The organism is Hymenobacter sp. H14-R3, assembly GCF_030063445.1.
Classification (GTDB): domain Bacteria; phylum Bacteroidota; class Bacteroidia; order Cytophagales; family Hymenobacteraceae; genus Hymenobacter.
The window spans coordinates 215,558-236,520 of sequence record NZ_JASITD010000004.1 but is presented as its reverse complement, the minus strand read 5'-3'; the positions used below and the strand labels follow the sequence as shown (position 1 = coordinate 236,520).

The following is a 20,963-nucleotide window of genomic DNA, read 5'->3' as shown; positions in this document are numbered from 1 at the left end:
TCAGAACGAACAGGTATACTCCCAGTAGAAGCTGCCGACGAGCCTGTTCAGGGTTTCGTCAGAACGCCAGATGAGCATGACGTTCTTTTTGCTTTTCATAAAACCTTGCCAGGGCTCACGCAAAAGCCCCTTTTGTAGCCCCAGCGGAGTACGACCTCGCTGGGGCTACAAAAGGGGCTTTTGCGTAAGCCCTATTTAAATAAAAAGAAGCGGGCGGGCTTACCCAGCTCAACATTAATGGTTTCGAGCGTTTTCTCGATGCTCTGCTTCAGGTCATCGGTAGCGGGGTTTTGCAGGATGTGGATAAAAGCCGTGCGCGACTCTTCCAGCATCTTAGCGCGGTCCTTGCTGTGGGGCTTTCTGTCGAGGGCGCGCTGGCGCAGGCAATCGGCATCGGCAAAGGCTACCTGGTTGCGCAGCAGCTCTATCTGAAGCTTGGCCGACGTGCTGAGCGTAGCCACGGAGGGCGGGTTGACGATAGGTGGCGGCGCTTTGGAGCAGTTGGCTAAGGCGGCTTGCAGCATAATAACCTGCTGGCGGGCTTGGCCAAGCTGGTCGAGCAGCGTGGCGTTGCTTTTCTCGGCATCGCCGCCGCGGGTCACATTCTGGTTTAGCACATCCACCGTTTTGCGGGTAGAGCGCAGCAGGTCAAAATCGCGCAGTATGTTACGGGCCAGCTGCCGATGCGCTTGCACCTTCATTTGAGCCGAATCTCGCTTCAATTCACTTAATCCGAGGCCGATAGCGTTTACGTTTTCCTCATTGCGCAGGGCAAGGCTGCTCTTCACCTGCTGGTTGGTTTCACTAAGGATGCGCTGGTCGAGCTGGTCGATATTTTGCAGGCGGTGCGTAAGCGTATCGAACTGCATAACCAAGCGGGCCTGCTCCTTATGCGTCACGTCCAACTCGCTGGTGAGCCGGGTATTCTCTTCCACAATGCTTTTATTGGAAAACAAATAGTAGGAGGCACCCAGCGGAATGAGCAGCGCTAACAGGTATAACAGGCTAAATTGCCAGAGGCGGGTGCGGCGCTCGGGTTGGTTGAGGGGATTCATGCAGGCAAGGAAGAGGCGACGGGCCGGTGCAACGGACGCTTAAAAAGGGTTCCAGCGCGTGCTGCGCGCGGGGGCGGGGTTGGTTTCGGACTCGGGCTGCGTTTGCAGCTGCGGCTGCGTGGGCACGTAGCCCACGGCGGGCGACCGGGCCACCGGGTTTTCGATAATGAAGGGCTGCCAGCCCTCGCGGTTTTTCCCAATGTACTCCAGCTGGCTAAGCTGCCGAAACACCAGGCCCAGCAGCTGCCACAGCTGCTGCTGCTGGCGCAGGTGCTCGTGCACCAGCTGGTGGCTGTAGGTAAGCGTAACGGCGGCCTGCAAGGCCCCCAGCAACGCAGCGGGCGGCGTTTCGGACCACTGCTCGAAGTATTTGAGCAGCTCTTCGCGCTCAGCTTCGGTGAGGCTGTCGAGCGACGTTTTTATTTGCTTGGCCACGCGTAGCAGGGCATCGAGCAGGTAGCTGGGGGGCTGGGCAGCGGCCAGCAGCCGCAGCGTGGTAAGCTGCTGGGCCAGGGCAAACACGGTGCGCTCGGCCAGCTCGCGCACGAGGTCGGCCAGCGGGCCGCGCTTGTCGGTGCGCAGCTTCACTTTGTGAATAATTTTGAAGGCATCGGTTTCCAGCTCAGTTAACTGAAAATCAAGCTGATGCAGCGCTTGCAGCAACGCCGGGTGGCTAGCCAGTGCCGTGCTGGGCGGAATAAACTGCGCCACGGGCCGCAGCTCGCCCTCCGTATACAGCAGCTCACCCACCACCAGCGTAAAGGCCGCGCTGGCCGTGCCACTCAGCTGCTGGGTGGGCACAAAGCTCAGCTCATAGGCGGGGCGCGAGTACGGGTGCCGGGGGGGCATCTCCTCAGGGGCCGGCGCGCCGGTAGGCACCCGCTCGAAGGGATTAACGGTGAGCACCACGCTAAAGCGCAGGCCTTCGGTAGCCGTGAGGCCGAAGGCCGCTAGCAGCTGGGGCAGGCTACTGGCCGCCGTAAGGGGCTGCGCGCTGGGGGTGATTTCGATGCGGGCCCCGCCGGCCGTAATGGCCCGGCACTGCGTGAGGCGGGCCTGCACGCCACTTTGGGCATCAACGCTCAGCAGCAGCTCGAAAGAGGCGGGGCTGCCCAGCTCGTTGGTGGCGGGCAGCAGGCCGTAGTAATCGGGGCGCAGGTGCAGGGCGATGGCATCGCGCAGGTGGTCGGTGGTGAAACGCTCAGTCTCCGCAAATTGGAGGCGGGAAATTTTCATCCCATCCACCCAATTCACCGGATAATACTTAATTTCAGGAATCATAGACGCAAATGTAGAAGCGAAAGTAAAGTGCACCCCCGGCGGCCCGCCCTAAGCCTGGGCGGCCGGGGGCACCGGCACGCGCTGGGCCACCAAAATGCTGCCCTGCCGCAGGAAATTGTCCTGAAAGGTGAAGTCGGGGTTGTAGTAGTGCCGGCGGTGCCACCACGAGCGCTTGGCGTAGAACAGCCACCCGAAGGGCTGGCCCTGGCCGTCTACGTATTGCAGGGCCTGGTCGGGCTTGAGCGCGTTGTAGTCGGTGAGGAAAATGGCAAACAAGTCGCCCACCCGCATCTGGAAGGGGGCCTTGGAGGAGAAGTCGTAGTAGAGGGCTTCGCCGTGGCGGCGCGTCATCCAGAAGTGCACCACCATGAAGTTGTTGAGGTCCATGCGCGACAGGTCGGGGCTGGCAGCCAGCGGGTTGTAGTGCCACAGCTTATACTGCCGGTGCGGAATAGCCAGCCACGCCCGGTACGATTCCCAGAAAAAGAAGGGCAATAAAAACGGCACTACCGCCATCATAAAGCTAGTGGAAGGCAGCTGGCTTTTGGCCCACGGCACCCAGCGCAGTGCAAAAATGGCCGCCGCCCCTACGAAAGCCGTAACCAACAGTATCAGAGCTCCTTGGGCCCGGCGCTGAGGGTTATACCAGCTTAGCCAGCTGGGCAGCTGGGCGGCGTAGAGCCACCCGAGCAGCACCACGGCCAGCTGCAACAAGCCAAACGTGAGCGGAAACGGCCACGGGCTGCGCACAGCCGCCAGCCCCAGCAGCCCAAACGCCAGCACGGTGCCCAACACATAGAGCATTCCGCTAATAAAAGGCTTGCTATTCTGAATTCTAGAAGCCGAATTGGATAAAGCACTGGAAGCGGCCGTACGGGCCTGAGAAGTAGGATTTGGGAGCATTCGGAGAGCGGCTAGCGAACGGCAGCGGGCGGCCAGGGCACCCAGCAGGGGCCGGCTGCCCAAGGTACGGAAAATTCTGGCCCAGGGGTGCCTGCGGGCCAATATCGAATTGGGCCGCCTAACTTGGGGCCGCCGGCCCCGTACGCGTTGGGGCGGGCCCGCTGCCTCACTTGCCCTAGCTTTTGCCGTGCCACCAACCACCTCCGTTCGCCAGCTGCTGGCCACCCTCAGCCGCCAGCCGCTCGACCTGCGCCTCGAAGTAATTTTGGCCGAACTGCTGAGCTACGGGTACGCGTTCGACGATTTTCTGGTGCGGCCCGTGGGGCTGTTTGCCCGCCGCTACCGCCGCGACCTGGGGGCCGTGCACGACGAAGAGTTTGTGCGCAGCGGCCGGCCCGTGGTGCGCACCGTGCTCGACCTGCACCGCGAGGGCCTCTACGACGCCCTGCCGCAGCAGGTGTTTCACCAGCCGGGCAGCGCCACGCCCGACGCGCCCCCCGGCGTGCGCGCCATGGTGGAGGACAGCCAGGTGCAGCGCCGCAAAGAGAAGGCTACCCGGCAGTTTTTTCTGCCTTTCGAGCAGGAGTTTTTTCGGTGCCGGGTGCGCATCGAGCAAGAAGAGCGCCGCTACTTCACCAGCCTCTCTCCCACCTGGTACAATGAGGTGCTGGCGCACCTCTGGGGCATTGCCGACTGCGGCCTGCCCCCCGCCCCCCTCACCAACTTGCTGTACCTGTTGCCCCTGGCCCAAAGCATAGTGGGTGACCTCGCCCGTACGCAGCGCTGCTTCGAAAGTGTGCTGGGCCAGCCCGTGGCGCTGCGCACGGTGGCCCCGCAGCGCCACCCCCTACCTTCCGCTCCTACCGGCGGCCCGGCGGCGGGCACCCTGGGCCACGTGGCGCTGGGCCACGACCTGGTGCTGGGCGGGGCCTACCAGGAAACCCTGCCGGCCCTCGAAATCAGCTTGCTCGGCCTGTCGGTGCCCGCCCTGGAGGCCTACCTGGCCGGCGAGTGGCCGGCCAAAGCACTGGCTATGCTTTGCGAATACTTCGTGGCCTTCGAAACGGACATTGTGCTGCGCTACGAAATGGCCGCCGCCGAGCCTTCCTTCCGGCTGGGCACCGGCGAAGAAACCCCCGTGCTAGGCTTCACCACGGCCGGCATTTAGCCTGCATTCGGCACTAAAAGCGGCGGCCCTTGCCTGAGCTAATTGCTTGTTCAGCAGTGGCTCAGGCAAGGGCCGCCGCTTTTGGTGCCGTTTTCAAACCCGTGTAGCTAAACCTACTTCGCAGCTACTCGCGCACCACGCGCTGCAATAGGCTCGTGCCGAGTATGCGCACCACGTACAGGCCGGGGGCCAGGGCTTGCAGGCTCAGCAGGCCGCCGCCGCTGGGCAGCGCCACCGTGGCTACGGGCCGGCCCAGGGCATCGAGCACCTGCGCCGCAGCGGCACCAAGCTTAGTGGGTAACACAATGTTTACCAGGCCAGTAGTTGGGTTAGGGAATAGCTGCCAGGTAGTACCCGCCGCCACTGGGGCCGCCGCCAGCACTTGCTGCTGCTGGTAGGCGGCCGTGGCAGCCTGGGCGGTGGCTTGCAGCTCGGCCAGCGTGGGGGCGGCCAGCACCGCAAAGGCCACGGTGGCCGAGTCGCCGGGGGCCAGGCAGGGCACCAGGGTGCTCACTACCTGCGAGGCATCGGTGCCCTGCGTGTCGGTACCCACGCTGCGGTGCGCCCGGCCAAAGCCGCCGCTCAGGGCCAGGTATTTTTCGGCGGGGCTGAAGCCGTCGGCAAAGTAGATGGGCGTGCCAGCCGGCGCGCTATTATCAATAGAGTACACCCCGGCCGGGCGGGGGCCCAGCACCTGCACCCCCGCGTATACCTGCGGCGTGAGCGGGTCGTAGCAGTAGCCCATGCGGTTCACGGAGTCCCAGCGGGCTACGTTGCGGGCGGCATCGCCGGGCAGGTCCCAGTCGGCAAACAGGCCGGCGTAGAGGGGCTTGAGCGTATCGGCGGTGAGGTTGCGCAGCGAATAATCGAGCAGAATAAAATTGCGGCGGGCTGCCGGGGCCGCCCAGCTTTGGCCGTGCTGACGCACGCGCACGCCCACCGAGCGCGGCTTTTGCGGGTCAGGCAGGGAGTCGCGAAAGGTGCCGCGGGCCTCCTGGTCGGCGCGGGGGCCGGGGGTTAGCTTTTGTATTTGGGCGAGGGCAAAAAACGACTGCTGCACCGCGCCGGAGCTGCTGCGCAGGTGGGTGGCCACGCGGGTGGGGGTAGTGGCCAGCAGCAGGCCGCCTTCGCTGAGCATCGGGGTGCTGCCCCGGTAGCTGAAGCCGCGGCCCACCGCCCCGGTTACGTCGTCGTAGGCCAGGTTGCCCCGGCTACTCACGCTCACGCTGATATTACCGGCGTCGAGCTGCACAAAATCGGGGTTAAGCAACAGCTCCACATATTGGTCTGATTGATAGTTATTTGCGCCCGAAAAATGGTAGCGCAACGTGGCTTTGGTGCTGGGCGGCACGTTGCTGGCCACCGCCAGCCGAAACGGCGCGGCCCCGTTGCTGGCCTCGGCCAGCGTGGCCAGGCTGCCCACCGCAAAGCCACCCTGCCGCACCGTGAGGTAGGGCGAAAGCGAGGTGAGCGTGACGGTGAGCCCGGCCACCGGCAGCAGCAGATTGCGCACGGTAGCGGCCAGCCGCACGGTGTCGCCGGGGGCGTAGCCAAACGGCTTGGCCGGGGCAAAGGCGCTGGTTACCACCCGCGCCTCGCGCTGGTTAAGGGCAGCTACTGCCCGGGCAATGTTGAGGCGGCCGGTGCCCAGGTAGCCCCGGTAGCCCTGGTTGGCGGGCAGGGTGTAGATGCTGGTATCGGCTGCCTGGCGCAGCTGGGCAACTACCTGCTCGGCAGTAAGTTGCGGAAAGCGGCTGCGCACCAGGGCCGCCGCGCCCGCCACCTGTGGCGAGGCAAACGACGTGCCCGAACCCACCCAGTAGTCGGCATCGGGCGGGCCGGCGTATGAGCTGCTAAGCCGGCCATTAACGATGATGATGTTGGTACCCGGCGCCGACAAATCTATGCGGCGGCTATAAGCAGAAAAATCAGCTTTGGCATCGGCCTCATCAGTGGCGGCCACCGAGAGCACGTGGTCGTAGGAAGCGGGGTAAAAAAGCAGGTCGCCGGGCGTGTTGCCGGCCGCCGCTACCAGCACCACGTCGTGGTTCACGGCGGCGTAGGTGCACACATCCTGCTCGAAGCGCGAATAACCGCCCGCCCCGCCCCACGACATATTAATGACCCGGCAGTTGTGGTCGGCGGCGTACACCACCGCCTCGTAGCCCGCAAACGAGCCCGTAGTAGTACCCGGAAATATTTGCAAAGGCAGAAACTTGCACTTAAACCCGACGCCCGCTATGCCCTTGCCATTGTCGGTGGCCCCCGCCACAATGCCCGATACCTGCGAGCCGTGCCCAACGAAGGCGTTATAAAACGGGTCGTTGTTATTATTGGAAAAATCCCATCCGCGAAAGTTATCTATGTAGCCGTCGCCGTCATCATCCAGCCCGTTGACGGGGTCGGCGTAGTTGTATTTCACTTGCCCAACCAAGTCTTCGTGGGTGTAGCGAATGCCGGTATCGGTCACGCCGATTACCACGCTGGTGTCGCCCTTCGTGAAGTCCCAGGCGCGGTAGGCCTGGGTGAGGCGCAGGTGGTACTCATTGTAGCCGGCCAGCGAGTCGGCCCGTGGGTCGTTGGGCTGGTACTGGGGCATGCGCAGGTAGAGCGGCTCCACATATTCCACAATCCCCGTGGCTAGCAGCATTGTACGGGCCTTGGTCAGCGTTAAGCCGGTTGGCACCGTCAGCTCGTACACGCGGCGCAGGTCTACGCTACCCGGGCGCTCGGGGCTGGGCAGGGCGCTGTGCGGAAACTTCTGCGCCAGGTCAGTGGCCTGCAACGCAACCAGCGCGGGCAGCAAGGCGCTAAGGTCGGCGGCCAGCGGGTTGGTGCTGGCCCGCAGCTTCAGCACTAGCTTACCCGGCCGCGTAGGCGGCGCAGCCAGCCCCGGCAAAGCCAATAGCAAACAGCTGACCCATACTAGCGTACGCACTATTTTCATAAGTTAACAAGCGAAATAACAGCCTTTGGGTAAAGGTAAGAAACAGCCCTTCCTCACCTACGAAAAAACGGCGTGCCTTGTCCTTGGACCACCGTTTTTTGTGGATAATTTAAAGCCCCCTCCTATCCAAGTAAGGTTGCGCCTCACCCCCACGCCACGTGGGCCGGCAGGCCGGCCTCACGCGCCAGCGGGGCCGCCCCCGCGGCAAACAGGCCCGCCAGCACCGCATTGGCGGCGTCGGCCAGCTCCAGGTGGTAGTCGGGGTGCAGCTTTTCGGCTTGCTTCAGGGCTTCCTGGGTGCGGCGCACCAGGTGTTGCAGCAGCGGCTGGGTGGGGCCGTGCAGCCGCGCCACCAGCGCCGGCTGGTGTCGAAACACGTTGGCCAGCAGGCGCAGGCCCAGCTCCACTTCGCCAAACGCGTCGTGCGTGATGCGGGCGTGGTAGGCCAGCCGCGCTTGCAGCTGCCGCAGGATAGCGAGCAGGTCGTTGGGCGTTTGGTGGTAGCCGCGCACGGGGTCGTCTACCTGCTGGCGCAGGGCGGCGCGGCGGGTTTCGAGGGCATCGGGGCCTTCGAGCAGGCGGTAGGCCAGCTGCTCGGCCAGCACCGCATCCTGGGCTACGAGGCGGGTGAGCAGCTGGTCTTTTTCCTTCTGAGGAAGGTCGAGCAGGGCGCGGCGCAGGGCGGGTGGCAGGGTGGACAAGTTTGAAGGTTCAGGGTTTACGTGGGGTGAATAAGGAGTTGCGACAGCCGGTTCTGAGGCGCAACAAGTGCACCGAATTTAAAACGCCAAGCAGGAAAAGCAGGGCGACTGGCAGCAACCAAACCTGCCGCCACAGGGGCCGTGACTTTTGCCAAAGGCCGGATACTATTTTTTGGAAACCAACTCCTATTCCACTATTCTCTACTTGATAATATCCTGTTGCACAATTAATTGGCTTGAGGTCAGCTACTAGCGCTGGCTTAACGGGTAGAAGCTTATCCGTAATCGCATAAAGTGTCAGCGGCTGCTGGCGAATATCCAGCCAGTGTTTTTTCTGGTTGGTATAGTTCATAATGTTCAAAACCTTTACCAGATTGGCATACGTTGCGCCAGGCCAAAAGCGCACACGCACCCCGCCCGCGTGGCCGGAGTCGGCCATAACCTGGCGAATAGCCGACTCGGTGGCCGCCGCGCTGAAGAAGTCCGGCAACTCGCGGCCTTTGAATGTTATATCATGCCAGGGCCGAAGGGTATTTAGCTTGCTTACAGGCTGATAGACGATAGCATTCCAGGTATAGAGCTGGTTGATGAGCCGGGCGGGTACTGTAATCGGTATAAAACGCCACTGCTTCAGCTGCGCCTGCCACTGCCGCAGCGCCTGGCAGCCCAGCAGCAGCAAAAAACCGAGCGCCACCCAGCCCGGCGGCAACAGCAAACGGCGACGCACCCGGCGCGGAATAAACATAGGAGTAGCCAGGCAGTTGATGTTGCCTTTTAAGCAGATGCTATTCGAACTCCTAATGCACAAAAAAGCCCGCAGCTTTTCAACTTCGGGCTTTTCAACTTGCTAATAATCAATTACTTAGCTTCGTCCTCTTCCGCAGTCAGGGTTTTGCCCTGGTGCTGCATTTCGGGGAGGGTGAAGCTGGCTTCGCTGGGGTTGGAGAGCTGCTCGGGCACGTTTTCGGCCGAAGCGGGGGCCGAGCCCATGGGGGCCTGCATATCCGAGCGCATCGAGTCGTCCATCATATCGGCCATTTGCTGGCCGGTATTCTCGTCGAATACCTGGCCGGCCGTTTCGCGGTTCAGGAAGCTGTCCGACTCCTTTTCGGTGGCGGTGCGAGCGTCTTTCGTGTCTTCGTTTTTGGGCTGGGCGGCGTTTTTACCATTGAGGTCGTTGCCGGGAGCTACTTGCGGAATAGAGGCCATAGTGTACTATTTATTAGAGTGTTCCTTGTCGTTGTTCTCCTGCCAGGTGGCCTTAGGCTTGCCGCCGGCGTAGCGAGGGTCATCGTCGGCCCAGGCGGCGCGCTGCTCGTCGGCTTCGGCATCCTGCGCGGCGCGTACGCCGTGGGGGTCCTGGTTTTGCTCTACGTGGCCGCGCTGGTCTTCGGGCTTGGCGGGGGCTTGGTTGGCGTCCTCGGGGTCGCGCAGCTCACTGAACTCGTCGGGGTTATCGTTGGAGCCGTCGCGGCCGGGCTTTTGAGCGGCGTCCACGTTTTCGGGCTTGCCAAACTCGCCGTAGGCGGGCGTGCCGGCCTCGGCGTGGCGGGCGGGGTCGTTGGGGTTCAGGTGGGCATCCTCGGCGCGGGCTTGCTGGCCAGCGGGCAGTTGGTCGTCTTCGTCGGAGTTGAAAGCGATACTAGGATTCATGGGGAGGGAGGGAATGGAGTTCGGAAGAGAGCCAGCGGGCGGGCCCGGCCGGCTACGGAGGTGTTTACTCCACTTTTCGGTTTCGCGTTGCTATTAGCGGCGCGGCGGCCCCGCATTTTTTGGCGCGGCTCCGTATAGGAGGCGGTATCTTTTCTTGCTTTCTTTTTCCACCTCTTCCATGTCTGTTCAACATAGCACTAGCAGTCAATCATTTACCAGTGGCCCCATTGATAACCAAGCCGAGCTGGCCTACTCGCTGCCCGCGGCGGGCGTCATCGACTTCGTGCACACCTTCGTGCCCGAGGCCCAGCGCGGCCAGGGCATTGCCGAGGAGCTGGCCGAAACCGCCCTGGCCTATGCCCGCCAGCACCAGCTGCGCGTGCGCACCAGCTGCGAGTTTATGGCCGGCTACGTGCAGCGCAATGAGTCGAAATACAGCGACTTACTGGATAAGTAACTGCGCATTTGGTAAGGCAGCGTGAACTCTGCGAGTCCGCGCGTGGGCACGTTGTGAAACGTTGTTCACTGAACCCACGCGCGGACTCACAGATTCCACGCTACCGCTTACCCTACGCCAGCACTTCCAGCTGCCATTCCAACTCTTCATTCTTAATGGGATAAGGCTGGCCGTGGTGAATGGTCTGATAAACAGCCTCAAACAACTCCATAAACGTGGCGGGCGCAGCTGGGTCGGCCACGGGGGGCAGCACGTGGTTGTGGCCGGCCGGGTCGGCCAGCACGAGGCGGCCGGCCTGGTCGGCGCGCTCGCGGCCGTAGGCGGGGTCGTTGGGGCGCATGCCGGCCAGCAGCTGGGCTTCCTGGGGGTCGGTGCGGCCCTTTTGGTAGCTGCCCTGGGTGCCGTGCAGCACGAAGGCGGGGCCGGGGTCGGCCACGAGCAGGCTGCCGCTCAGCCACACGGTGAGGCCCTGCGGGTAGCGCAATTGCAGCGTGAAGCAGTCGGTTACCTGCGAGCCATGGCGAAAGCTACCGGTGGTTTTCTCAAATGATAACGGCTTGCCAAACAAGCTAATAGCCTGGTCGAGCAGGTGCGGCCCCAGGTCGTAGAGCAGGCCCGAGCCGGGGCGGCCATCCTCCTTAAAAATCTTGGTGTGCAGGACAGGTCGGAAGCGGTCGAAGCGAAAATGCACCTCGATGAGGCGGCCCAGCTGCCCGCTCTCCACCACGCGGCGCACGGCGGCGAAGTCGGTGTCCCAGCGGCGGTTTTGGTAGGCCAGCAGGTGGCGGCCCTGCTGGCGGGCCAGGGCCGTGAGCGCGTGCCACTGGGCCACGGAGGTAGCCACGGGCTTTTCGACCAGCACATGCTTGCCAGCCAGCAGGGCCTGGCGGGTGAGGTCGTAGTGGGTGTCGTTGGGGGTATTCACCACCACCAGCTCCAGGGTGGGGTCGGCGAGCAGGGCGGCGGTGCTGGGCTGGCTGCCAATGAGCGGGTAGTCGGCGGCCATGCGCTGCTGGTGGCGCTCCACCACCGAGCGCAGCTCGAAGCCGGGGTGCAGGGCCAGAAAAGGCGCGTGAAAAAGCTTGCCCGACATACCGTAGGCCAGCAAACCGGTAGCGATGGGCGAATTGGAGGAAGAAAGCGTCATGCCCAAATATAGCCGGCGGGCAGAGCCGGGCAAAAGCGCCGCCGCCCGCCGGCACGGCCGGCACCACCGGCAGCCAGGCTGGCGGGCGGGGCGGGCGGGCAGCCAGGGTTGCGGCGCCCGCGCCGGCACCAGCCTATTTAGTTATAAGTACCTGATTTTCAAATTATTTACAAATCAGACAGGTGCTTTATCTCTCGCAGCGGCGCGGCCAGCCGCACCACGCACACGCCGGGGGCCCGCAGCCACACCGAGCGCGCCAGCTGGCCCAGCCCGATGCTGCCCGTGAGGTAGTTGCCCCGCGTGCCGGAGCGAAACTCCTCGTGCACGGCCGTAAAGTCGCTCACATCGGGCGCACCATTTTCTTCCTCAAACGTCACCAGCACATCAACCTCGGCCGCGTCGGGGGTGAGGGCGAGGTGGGCGTTTTGCTGAATTTTTTTGTAGGCGTAGCGATAGCCATAGGTGAGGGCCGAGAGGTCGCTGAGCACTGCCGAGGCCGTGGGAAACGCCCCCGCCCCGCGCCCCAGAAAGAACTGCCGGTCGGCAAAACCGCTCTGGGTGATGATGCCGTTGAACTCGTCGTGCACCTGCGCCAGCTCGTGGCCGGGGCGCACCAGCGTGGGCAGCACCGCCGCCGCCAGCCCGCCACCCGGCAGCCGCCGCGCCTCGGCTACCAGCTTGAGCACCAGCCCCTGCTCGCGGGCATAGGCCGTGGCCAGCGGGCTGATACTGGTGATGCCCACCGTCAGCAACTCGGTGGGGGCCACCACCAGGCCGAAAGCGTGGGCCAGCAGCAGCACCAGCTTGTTGCGGGCGTCGAGGCCCTCCACATCGAGGGCGGGGTTGCTCTCGGCAAAGCCCAGCTCCTGGGCCTTGGCCAGGGCGGCGGCGTAGGGCTGGCCGTCGCGGTGCATGGCCGTGAGAATGTAGTTGGTCGAGCCGTTCACGATGCCTTCTACCGACTCCAGCAGGTCGGTGTCGTAGTACTCTTCCAGGTTGCGGATAACGGGCAGGCTGGCGCAGGCCGCCGACTCGTAGAGCAACGGCGTACCGGTAGTTTGCTGAATTTCAATAAGTTCGGGCAAGTGCTCGGCCAGCATCTTTTTGTTGGCCGTTACTACGGCTTTGCCGCGCCGCAGGGCCTCCTTCACAATGAGGTAGGCCTCGTCGGCGTCGTCAATCAGCTCCACAATCACGGTGAGCGTGGGGTCGTCGAGCAGGTCGTTTTTGTCGAACGTGAACAGCTCGGCGGGCAGCGAGCGGGGTTTATCGCGGTTTTTCACGGCGATGCGGCCGATGCGGGCGCGCAGGCCGGGCGTGCGGGCCAGCACAGCGTGCAGGCCCTGGCCCACCACGCCAAAGCCAAAAAGACCAATGTTGAGGTCGGTACGAGTCATGAAAAATGAGTTGGAATGGACGCTGAAACGCGCGCCGCCTCCCCTACCCTCTCTCAAAAAAATTCTCGCCGCAAGAGCCAAAAAAAGCCCTTCCGACCAGTCAGAAGAGCTGCGCGGCCGCTAGGGCGGTGCTGGCTACTCATAACTTATCTGCTCCCGAAACAGGCCAGAGCGGCGTCTCGAAACAGGAATTAGCACCTTCGCATCGCTGCTGGTTGCTAAGGCATCACAGGGCCTGTCCCTCCGCCTTTCTTGATAAGGGCCCCGGTGACGGAGCGTGCCGCAAAGGTAGGCGGCGAACGCCGCGCCCACGCTACTGGCGTGGCGGCAGCCGGTACTGCCAGCGCGCCGGCTTGCCCTGCCTAAGGCCGAAATCCTACGCTGTATCCGTTGATATATAACGCCTTACTTTAATTGCGCTACCCGGGTATTTTCCAGCAATTCACATCGGCCCGCTTGCAGCTTTGGGCTTAAACACTTGCTAGCACTCAAGCTCATATGCGGCCGGAGGTAAAGTAAAAAGGCTTATTTAGAACTACTAAAAACATCAAAAGTGATGCCGGGCACGTAGAATTTAAGGCAATCTTAAGATACTAGCCACGGCCAGCCTTTACGATTTCCTTCTTCCCTTCTACTTACCGCTTTATGAGCTCACCATTTATTCAGGCGCCGCTGGGCCCGCCCGCCCCGGCCCTCGCGCCCGCCCAGGCCGTAACACTGCACATCAACGGCGAAGACCGCACCATCCAGCTTGCGCCCTGGACCAGCCTGCTCGACGCCCTGCGCGAGTACCTGGACCTGACCGGCACCAAAAAGGGCTGCGACCACGGCCAGTGCGGGGCTTGCACGGTACTGGTTGACGGTAAGCGCATTAACTCGTGCCTGGCGCTGGCCACGGTGTACCAGGGCAAGCAAATCACTACCATCGAGGGCATTGGTGGCGAGGATAACCTTTCGCCCTTGCAGCAGGCGTTTATCGACCACGACGCCTTTCAGTGCGGCTACTGCACGCCGGGGCAAATTTGCTCGGCGCAGGGCCTTATCAACGAGGGCCGCGCCAAAACCGCAGACGAGGTGCGCGAGCTAATGAGCGGCAACCTCTGCCGCTGCGGCGCCTACACCAACATCCTATCGGCGGTGATGGAAGTGCTGCACGACGGCCAGGTAGTGGTTGATAACGGCACGCTGGTTACCATCCCCATGCAGCCCACCAAAGCCATTTAATAAGCTATTAGCTGTCAGCCGCTAGCTGCTAGCTATCGGCTGGCGACACGCTGTCTTTCAGCATAATACCTCATCAAGCCACCAGCTAGTAGCAAAAAAAGCTACTAGCCAGCAGCTAACAGCTAACACATGAACAGTTTCACCCTTACCCAAGCGGCGGCCGCCGACGAGGCCGTGCGCGACTTTGCCGGCCACGCCGGCGCGGCCTACCTGGGCGGCGGCACCAACCTCATCGACCTGATGAAGGAAAACGTGGCCCGCCCCACCCACCTCACCAGCCTGGGCCACCTGCCCTTGGGCGACATCAGCAGCCTGCCCGAGGGCGGCCTGCGCCTGGGTGCGCTGGCCACCAACGCCGACACCGCCTGGCACCCCGAGGTGGAAAAGCGCTACCCGCTGCTGAGCCAGACCATCCTGGCCGGGGCCACGCCGCAGCTGCGCAACATGGCCACCGACGGCGGCAACCTGCTGCAGCGCACGCGCTGCTACTACTTCTCCGACCTGGCCACGCCCTGCAACAAGCGCGAGCCGGGCAGCGGCTGCGCGGCCCTGCACGGCCAAAACCGCGTGTGCGGCGTGCTGGGCACCAGCGAGAGCTGCATTGCCACCCACCCTTCGGATATGTGCGTGGCCCTGGCCGCCCTGGAGGCCGTGGTGCGCGTGCAGGGGCCAGATGGCGAGCGCAGCATCAAGTTTGAAGATTTTCACCGCCTGCCGGGCAATACACCCCAGTTTGATAACACGCTGAAAGCCGGCGAGTTGGTAACGGCCATCGACCTGCCGGCGCAGGGCTACGCCAGCAACTTTACCTACCTCAAGCTGCGCGACCGCAGCAGCTACGCTTTTGCGCTGGTGAGCGTGGCGGTGGGCCTCGAAATGGAGGGCAACACGATTAAGAAGGCGCGCTTTGCCCTGGGCGGCGTGGCCCACAAGCCCTGGCGCGACCCGGCGGCCGAGCAGCTGCTGGAAGGCCAGCCGGCCTCACCCGACCTGTTTCGGCAGGTGGCGGCCAAGGTGTTTGCGTCGGCCAAGGGCTACGAGTTCAACTCCTTCAAAATCGAGCTGGGCAAGCGCGCCATCGTGCGCGCCCTCAAGCAGGCCACCGAGATGAGCCAGCCCCTCGATTCCAACGCATTCCTGAATTCCAATCCGTAATTCTTATGAGCCAGACTATCGCAACCCCGCCTACCATCCGCCTGGACTCCGACGTAATTGGGCGGCCCGTGAGCCGCACCGACGGCGCAGCCAAGGTATCGGGCGCGGCCAAGTACGCGGCCGAGTACAACGTGCCCAACCTGTGGCACGGCTACATCGTGAGCAGTCCCATCGCGAAGGGTAAAATTACCAAAATCGACGCCGCCGCGGTGCTCGCCATCCCTGGCGTGCAGCAGGTGTTTTCGCACGAGAACGTGCCCTCGCTGGCCTGGTTTGACCGCAGCTACAAGGACGACATAGCCCCCGGCGGCTCGCCCTTCCGGCCGCTGCACAATGCCGACGTGCTGTTCAGTATGCAGCCGGTGGCGCTCGTAGTGGCCGAAACCTTTGAGCTGGCTCGCTACGCGGCGTCCGTCCTGCGCATTGAATACGCAGTGGATGAGGACTTTAACACCGACCTCGAAAAGGCCCGCGCCGCCGGCAAGGGCTTCGATGCGCCCAAGGGCAAACCCGGCTTCCTGCCCCCGCCCAAGCCCAAAGGCGATGCCGACAAGGCTTTCAAGGCCGCCCCGCACCAGGTAGAGGCCGCGTATACGCACCACACGCAGCACCACAACCCAATGGAGATGTTTGCCAGCACCGTAGAGTGGCTGGGCGATGGCAAGAAGCTGAAAATTTATGACAAGACCCAGGGCGCGGGCAACACGCAGCAGTACATCAGCAAGATTTTTGGGCTGAGCAAGGAGGAAGCGTGGGTAATTTCCAAGTACACGGGCGGCGCCTTTGGCTCGGGTTTGCGGCCGCAGTACCAGTCCTTTCTGGCCGTGCTGGCGGCGCTGGAGTTGGCGCATTCGGTGCGCGTGTCGATGACGCGTCAGCAGATGTTCAGCATGGGCCACCGGGCGCACACCATCCAGGACCTCAAGCTGGCCGCCGACGACCAGGGCTACCTGCAAGCCCTTGAGCACCACGCGTTTGCCGAAACGTCGCAGTTTGAGAACGAAACCGAAACGGTGGTCAACTGGTCAGGCATTCTCTACAAGTGCGCCAACACTAAGTTCAGCTACGAGCTGGCCAAAGTGGACGTGAACACCCCGGCCGACATGCGCGCCCCCGGCGCGGCCACGGGCTCGTTTGCCATCGAGTGCGCCATTGATGAGCTGGCCTATAAAGCCGGCGTTGACCCGCTGGAATTCCGCCGGCTCAACTACACCTACCGCGACCCCACCGAGGATAAGCCCTTCAGCAGCAAGCGCCTGCTTGACTGCTACCAAGAGGGTGCCACCCGCTTCGGCTGGGACCAGCGCACCCCCGAGCCCCGCTCCATGCGCGAGGGCAACATGCTGGTTGGCTGGGGCATGGCCACCGGCTGCTGGGATGCCGCCATGCAAAAAACTGCCGCTAAGGCCAGCCTCACGGCCGCCGGCCACCTCACGGTGAGCAGCGCCACCAACGACATTGGCACCGGCACCTACACCATCATGACCCAGGTAGCAGCCCAAACGCTGGGCTTGCCGATGGCCGACGTAACCGCCGTGCTGGGCGACACCACCCTGCCCCCCGCCCCCGTGCAGGGCGGCTCCTGGACGGCCGCCTCCACTGGCTCGGCCGTGCAGGCCGCGTGCCAGGAGCTGGGCAAAAAGCTGCTCAAGCTGGCCCAGAAAATGGCCGATTCGCCCCTCAAAGGCATCGCCTTCGAGGACGTGCAGTTCGTGGACGGCCACCTGCGCGCCAACGAGGACATCGACCGCTCAGTAGCTATTGCCGACGTGCTGGCCACCAGCGGCGAAGCCACCGTGGAGGCCGAGTCGGGCGCCGAACCCAACCCCGTCAACATGCTGAAATACTCCATGCACTCGCACAACGCGGTGTTTGTGGAGGTGAAAGTGGACGAAGACTTGGGCACCGTGCACGTAACCCGCGTGGTGAACGCCGTGGCCGCCGGCCGCGTCCTCAACCCCAAAACTGCGCGTAGCCAGGTGCTCGGCGGCACGGTGTGGGGCATCAGCATGGCCCTCATGGAAGAAACCTTCCTCGACAATAACCTCGGCCGTTACATGAACCACAACTATGCCGAGTACCACGTGCCCGTGAACGCCGACATTCACAAAATCGACGTGATTCTGGTGGAGGAGGAAGACGACCACCTCAACCCCCTCGGGGTAAAAGGCATTGGCGAAATCGGCATGCTCGGCGTGGCCGCCGCCGTGGCCAATGCCGTGTACCACGCTACCGGCAAGCGCGTGCGTGATTTACCGCTGACGATTGATAAGCTGCTATAAATGCGATTAGTAGAAGCAAAAGAAACCGCCTCGTGGCCAATTGGCTGCGGGGCGGTTTCGGTTTTATAAGGTTAGCATGTTTTCACCGCATAAGGCCACTGCAAGCAGCAGCAGGATACTTTCGAGCAGCTTATTATTTGCGCGCATTGCCGTGATACTTGCGGGTTCGCAACGCCTGGAATAATTCAACCATTTGCATGGTTTCTACGTCAAGCTTCTTCTTTTCCGTAGCAGCCAAAGCAACCGGGCTTTCGTCCCCTCGAAGCTATTGTGTTTGATAAGTTTATCGTTCATAACCTAAGCTAGCTAGCTACCTCGTTTCTGCGATAAGTACTCTGCACCAGCGTACTAGCCGCTGCTCAAATAGCCGCAAAAGCGTCCTGCAACCCCGAAGCTACGGGGTGCTTTTCACTGCTACCTGAGACTCACCACCTTAGAAAGCCGCCGCGAATTCCTTGGCAAAATCCTCCAGCTTCACCTGGCCCAGGGCAGGTTTGTGCTGCTCGTAGTCCTCGCCCAACTTGCCGCTGCTCATGCTGGCGTAGATAGCCACTACGTCGGCGGCGGTGCTGGGGGGCAGGCCGTTTTTGAGCAGGCTTTCCCGCATTTGCTCGTCCGAGAAGGCTACCCAGCGCAGGGCGGGCTGGCCGATGGCGGCTCCTAGCGCGTGCGCTACTTCCTGCTGGGTGCGCTCATCGCTGGCCACGTAGCGCACGGTGCGGCCGGCTGGGGCGGCGGGGCGGGCTAGTTCCTCGGCGGCGGCGGCGGCAATGTCGCGGGGGTGCACCAGCGCAATTTTGCGGTCGCCGACGCAGTTGGCCCCCATAATGCCCGCCGCTTTTATCAGGCCGGCGTAGGTGTAGTAGTTGGTGTAGAAAGAAGTAGGCCGCAGGTGCGTGAGGGTGAGGCCGGGCAGCGCCGCCAGAATTTCCTCCACGTCGTGCGAGCCCAGGATGCCGCCGGTGCCCGCCGCCAGGTGCGCGCCCCAGCTACTGAGCTGCACCACCCGCCGCACCTCTGCCTGCGCGATGGCCTGCGCATAGTTGCGCCCGATGCGCTGGAAATAAGCGCGCGAATCGGGCTCGGTGAAGCTCGGCGGCACCATGGCGTACACGGCGTTGGCCCCGGCGAAAGTGGCGGCCAGGAAATCGGCATCTTCCACTGAGCCAATGGCGGCGGTGGCTCCCATTGCTTCGATGGCGGCCTGCTTAGCGGGCGTGCGGCTGATGACCGTGACGGCGTGGCCCTGCTGCACGAGCGCCGCGGCCAGCGGCTGGCTGATGTTTCCGAGGGAACCGGTGAGGATAATTTTCATGGGGCAAAGCTCTGCCGGATAGCAGCGGGTCAGAAGGGCCAAACGGCGGGAAGATTGGGCCAAAGTGCGGGAGTAATGCTGCACCAGCACTACGCTAATGGGGCACCGGGGGGGTGAGGCGCTAAGCTGGCACGAATGCTAAACGCTGCCGGTAAGCAGCCGGCGCAACCCCGGTGCTTTTCCGGAAAAACCGGCCGAAGGTGGACTGGTCAGCAAAATGAAGGATGTCCGCAATCTGGGCGATGGTGAGGGCCGGGTTTTGGAGCAGCACGCTGGCTTCCAGCAGCACGGCCTCGGCCAGCCACGCTACGGCGCGCTTGCCAGTGGCTTCTCTCACGGTTTCGGCGAGGTGCTTGGGGGTAATGCAGAGCTTGTCGGCGTAAAAGGCCAGGCTGCGCTCGGTGGTATAGTGACTGTTAACCAGCTTCTTAAACTCGGTAGCCAGCAGTTGGCTGCGCGTCTGAATAGGGTGCGCCACCCCCCGGTGCGCACTGTAGATGGCGGCTGTTTCGTGCAGCAGAATGTGCATGAAGCTGCGTAAAATCTCCTCCCGGTAGACATGGGGCGCGTCGTATTGCTGCTCAATGGCCCGCAGCAGCTCCGCGATGCGCGCGGCCGGGGCCGGGGGCAGCTCCACAACGTGCCGCGCATCACGCTCAAAAAAAGCAAACGCATCCAGGTTCAGCCCGCCGTGGGCGGCGATAAAATCCTTGGTAAAAAACAGGCTCAGCGCCTCCATATCGGCCGACATAAAGGGCCACTGCTTGATGACGTAGGGCGAGAGCACCATCAGCGAGCCGGGGCCGATGTCGTAGGTTTCGAGGTTGACTTTCAGGCGCGCGCTGCCGCCCAGGCAAATCCCGAGTTTATAGTAATCGCTGCGATACGGCCGCTCGATGGGCAGCCGCGTGGGCGCGGAGTTCGGCCCCAGGAAGAAGAAGGGCGTGGGCGGGCCGGCGGGCTCGGTAAAGGCAGCTAATTGATAAACGGGGATGGCGGCGCTCATAGCTGGCAAAGTACGCGCCGCCACGCGGGGCCGGGCCCCAAACCATGCCGCCGGGCTGGCGGTTGGTACAACCCCGCCCCGCCGCCGGGCGTACTGCCCACGCGCATCTTTTTCCGATAATGACTGAACTACAACGGCTATTTAGTGCCTACGACCAGCACCGCGCCGCCCGCCGGCCCTGCGCGCTGGCCACGGTGGTGGAGGTGCTGGGCTCGGCCTACCGCCGCCCCGGCGCGCGCATGCTCGTGACCGAAGACGGCGAGCTGACCGGGGCCATCAGCGGGGGCTGCCTCGAAGGCGATGCGCGGCAGCGCGCCCGGCGGGCCATTTTTCGGGGCGAGCCGGCCCTCGTGACCTACGACACGCGCGACGAGGACGACCCGCGCCACGGCCTCGGCCCCGGCTGCCAGGGTGTGGTGCGCATCCTGCTGGAACCCCTCGACTTTACCAACCCCGACAACCCTCTGGAGCTGCTGCGCGGCTTTGCCCAGCACCCCGCCCCCGCCGTGCTAGCCACCGTGTTTGAAACCGATGCCAGCGGCCTGAAAGCCGCCGTGGGCCAGCGCGTGCTGCTGTCGGGGGCCGGGGTGGTGCGCGGCACGCCGCTGCTAGCCGCCCCGCTGGCCGAGGCCGCCCGCGCCACCCTGGCCCAGCGCCAACCCCAGGTGCTGACCCTCGAAACCGATGCCGGCCCGGTGCGGGCCTCGCTCGAACTGCTGCTGCCGCCCCTGCGCCTGGTGGTGTACGGGGCCGGCAACGATGCCCAGCCGCTGGTGCACCTGGCCGGCTCGCTGGGCTGGCACATCACGGTGGTCGATGGCCGGCCCAGCCTGGCCACCGCCGCCCGCTTTCCGGAAGCGGCCACCGTACGCATCGTGCCCGTGGCCGAGCTCGAAACCGCCCTGCCCGACCCCCTGGCCTACCACGTGCTGCTGAGCCACAACTACGCCTACGACCTGGCCGCGCTGCAAACGCTACTCACGTCGCCCGCGCCCTACATCGGCCTGCTGGGCCCGCGCCTCAAGGCCCAGCGCCTGCTCGACGAACTGGGCACTGCGCCTGTGGCCCTGGTAGTGCACTTGCGCGAGCGCCTGCACAGCCCCATCGGCCTCGACCTGGGCAGCGAAACGCCCGAGGAAATTGCCCTCGCCATTGTGGCCGAAATTCAGGCGCAGCACAGCGGGCGGCAGGGCCGGCCGCTGCGTGAGCGCGCTGGCACAGTACACGTACCCGCAGTGGAAGCAGTTGCTGATTAGACAATTAGATATAAGC

The 20,963-nt window shown here is 63.5% G+C and carries 18 protein-coding genes and 1 riboswitch; of the genes, 6 read left to right on the top strand and 12 right to left on the bottom strand.

The genetic code is table 11. The features are described 5' to 3' along the window. Window positions 1-191 precede the first annotated feature (191 nt). The 3 genes from QMK33_RS05990 to QMK33_RS05980 are packed head-to-tail and all read right to left on the bottom strand — an operon-like array spanning window position 192 to window position 3,140. On the bottom strand, window positions 192-1,055 hold the full coding sequence (locus tag QMK33_RS05990) for a hypothetical protein (protein WP_283563655.1): 864 nt from the start codon (window positions 1,053-1,055) through the stop codon (window positions 192-194). Between the two features lie 39 nt (window positions 1,056-1,094). Next, a complete protein-coding gene (locus QMK33_RS05985) occupies window positions 1,095-2,336 on the bottom strand; it encodes a hypothetical protein (RefSeq protein ID WP_283563654.1) in 1,242 nt (413 codons plus the stop codon). A gap of 48 nt (window positions 2,337-2,384) precedes the next feature. Beyond that, window positions 2,385-3,140 carry a TssN family type VI secretion system protein gene (locus QMK33_RS05980; RefSeq protein ID WP_283563653.1) on the bottom strand — a complete coding sequence of 252 codons (756 nt, stop codon included), beginning with the start codon at window positions 3,138-3,140 and terminating at the stop codon, window positions 2,385-2,387. A gap of 286 nt (window positions 3,141-3,426) precedes the next feature. Between QMK33_RS05980 and QMK33_RS05975 the strand changes: the two genes are divergently transcribed. Next, a complete protein-coding gene (locus tag QMK33_RS05975; protein ID WP_283563652.1) occupies window positions 3,427-4,407 on the top strand; it encodes a type VI secretion system baseplate subunit TssG in 981 nt (326 codons plus the stop codon). A gap of 124 nt (window positions 4,408-4,531) precedes the next feature. Here QMK33_RS05975 and QMK33_RS05970 read toward each other — a convergent pair whose 3' ends face one another. The 5 genes from QMK33_RS05970 to QMK33_RS05950 form a co-directional block, all read right to left on the bottom strand. After that, the gene (locus tag QMK33_RS05970; RefSeq protein WP_283563651.1) at window positions 4,532-7,354 is read right to left on the bottom strand and encodes a S8 family peptidase; all 2,823 of its coding nucleotides are present in this window, start codon (window positions 7,352-7,354) and stop codon (window positions 4,532-4,534) included. A 143-nt stretch (window positions 7,355-7,497) separates the two neighbouring features. Continuing rightward, window positions 7,498-8,055, bottom strand: coding sequence for a hypothetical protein (locus QMK33_RS05965; protein ID WP_283563650.1), 558 nt, complete (start codon window positions 8,053-8,055; stop codon window positions 7,498-7,500). A 10-nt stretch (window positions 8,056-8,065) separates the two neighbouring features. Then, complete coding sequence (locus tag QMK33_RS05960) at window positions 8,066-8,800, bottom strand: hypothetical protein (protein WP_283563649.1); 735 nt, start codon at window positions 8,798-8,800, stop codon at window positions 8,066-8,068. A gap of 113 nt (window positions 8,801-8,913) precedes the next feature. After that, the gene (locus QMK33_RS05955; protein ID WP_283563648.1) at window positions 8,914-9,264 is read right to left on the bottom strand and encodes a hypothetical protein; all 351 of its coding nucleotides are present in this window, start codon (window positions 9,262-9,264) and stop codon (window positions 8,914-8,916) included. Window positions 9,265-9,270: 6 nt separating this feature from the next. Beyond that, complete coding sequence (locus QMK33_RS05950) at window positions 9,271-9,708, bottom strand: hypothetical protein (protein ID WP_283563647.1); 438 nt, start codon at window positions 9,706-9,708, stop codon at window positions 9,271-9,273. Between the two features lie 178 nt (window positions 9,709-9,886). Between QMK33_RS05950 and QMK33_RS05945 the strand changes: the two genes are divergently transcribed. Beyond that, window positions 9,887-10,165: a GNAT family N-acetyltransferase gene (locus QMK33_RS05945; RefSeq protein ID WP_283563646.1), complete on the top strand. Its 279-nt coding sequence runs from the start codon at window positions 9,887-9,889 to the stop codon at window positions 10,163-10,165. Window positions 10,166-10,277: 112 nt separating this feature from the next. Here the strand turns inward: QMK33_RS05945 and QMK33_RS05940 are convergent, their stop codons facing one another. Further along, window positions 10,278-11,312 (bottom strand): Gfo/Idh/MocA family protein, encoded by a 1,035-nt coding sequence (locus tag QMK33_RS05940; RefSeq protein WP_283563645.1) that lies wholly within the window; start codon window positions 11,310-11,312, stop codon window positions 10,278-10,280. A 167-nt stretch (window positions 11,313-11,479) separates the two neighbouring features. Next, window positions 11,480-12,709 carry a homoserine dehydrogenase gene (locus QMK33_RS05935; protein WP_283563644.1) on the bottom strand — a complete coding sequence of 410 codons (1,230 nt, stop codon included), beginning with the start codon at window positions 12,707-12,709 and terminating at the stop codon, window positions 11,480-11,482. Between the two features lie 143 nt (window positions 12,710-12,852). Then, window positions 12,853-12,971: riboswitch (SAM riboswitch) on the bottom strand. A gap of 383 nt (window positions 12,972-13,354) precedes the next feature. On the opposite strand from QMK33_RS05935, the gene QMK33_RS05930 reads away from it, so the two are divergent. The 3 genes from QMK33_RS05930 to QMK33_RS05920 all read left to right on the top strand — a co-directional run bounded on the left by QMK33_RS05930 (window position 13,355) and on the right by QMK33_RS05920 (window position 17,370). Beyond that, window positions 13,355-13,933: a (2Fe-2S)-binding protein gene (locus tag QMK33_RS05930; protein ID WP_283563643.1), complete on the top strand. Its 579-nt coding sequence runs from the start codon at window positions 13,355-13,357 to the stop codon at window positions 13,931-13,933. Window positions 13,934-14,062: 129 nt separating this feature from the next. Then, window positions 14,063-15,088, top strand: coding sequence for an FAD binding domain-containing protein (locus QMK33_RS05925; protein ID WP_283563642.1), 1,026 nt, complete (start codon window positions 14,063-14,065; stop codon window positions 15,086-15,088). Window positions 15,089-15,093: 5 nt separating this feature from the next. Beyond that, complete coding sequence (locus QMK33_RS05920) at window positions 15,094-17,370, top strand: xanthine dehydrogenase family protein molybdopterin-binding subunit (protein ID WP_283563641.1); 2,277 nt, start codon at window positions 15,094-15,096, stop codon at window positions 17,368-17,370. Window positions 17,371-17,803: 433 nt separating this feature from the next. Here the strand turns inward: QMK33_RS05920 and QMK33_RS05915 are convergent, their stop codons facing one another. Together QMK33_RS05915 and QMK33_RS05910 are read right to left on the bottom strand one after the other, a co-directional pair. Beyond that, window positions 17,804-18,685: an NAD(P)H-binding protein gene (locus QMK33_RS05915; RefSeq protein ID WP_283563640.1), complete on the bottom strand. Its 882-nt coding sequence runs from the start codon at window positions 18,683-18,685 to the stop codon at window positions 17,804-17,806. A gap of 121 nt (window positions 18,686-18,806) precedes the next feature. Continuing rightward, on the bottom strand, window positions 18,807-19,691 hold the full coding sequence (locus QMK33_RS05910) for an AraC family transcriptional regulator (RefSeq protein ID WP_283563639.1): 885 nt from the start codon (window positions 19,689-19,691) through the stop codon (window positions 18,807-18,809). A gap of 119 nt (window positions 19,692-19,810) precedes the next feature. Here QMK33_RS05910 and QMK33_RS05905 point away from each other — a divergent pair, with 119 nt between their 5' ends. Continuing rightward, the gene (locus QMK33_RS05905) at window positions 19,811-20,947 is read left to right on the top strand and encodes an XdhC family protein (protein WP_283563638.1); all 1,137 of its coding nucleotides are present in this window, start codon (window positions 19,811-19,813) and stop codon (window positions 20,945-20,947) included. Window positions 20,948-20,963 lie beyond the last annotated feature (16 nt).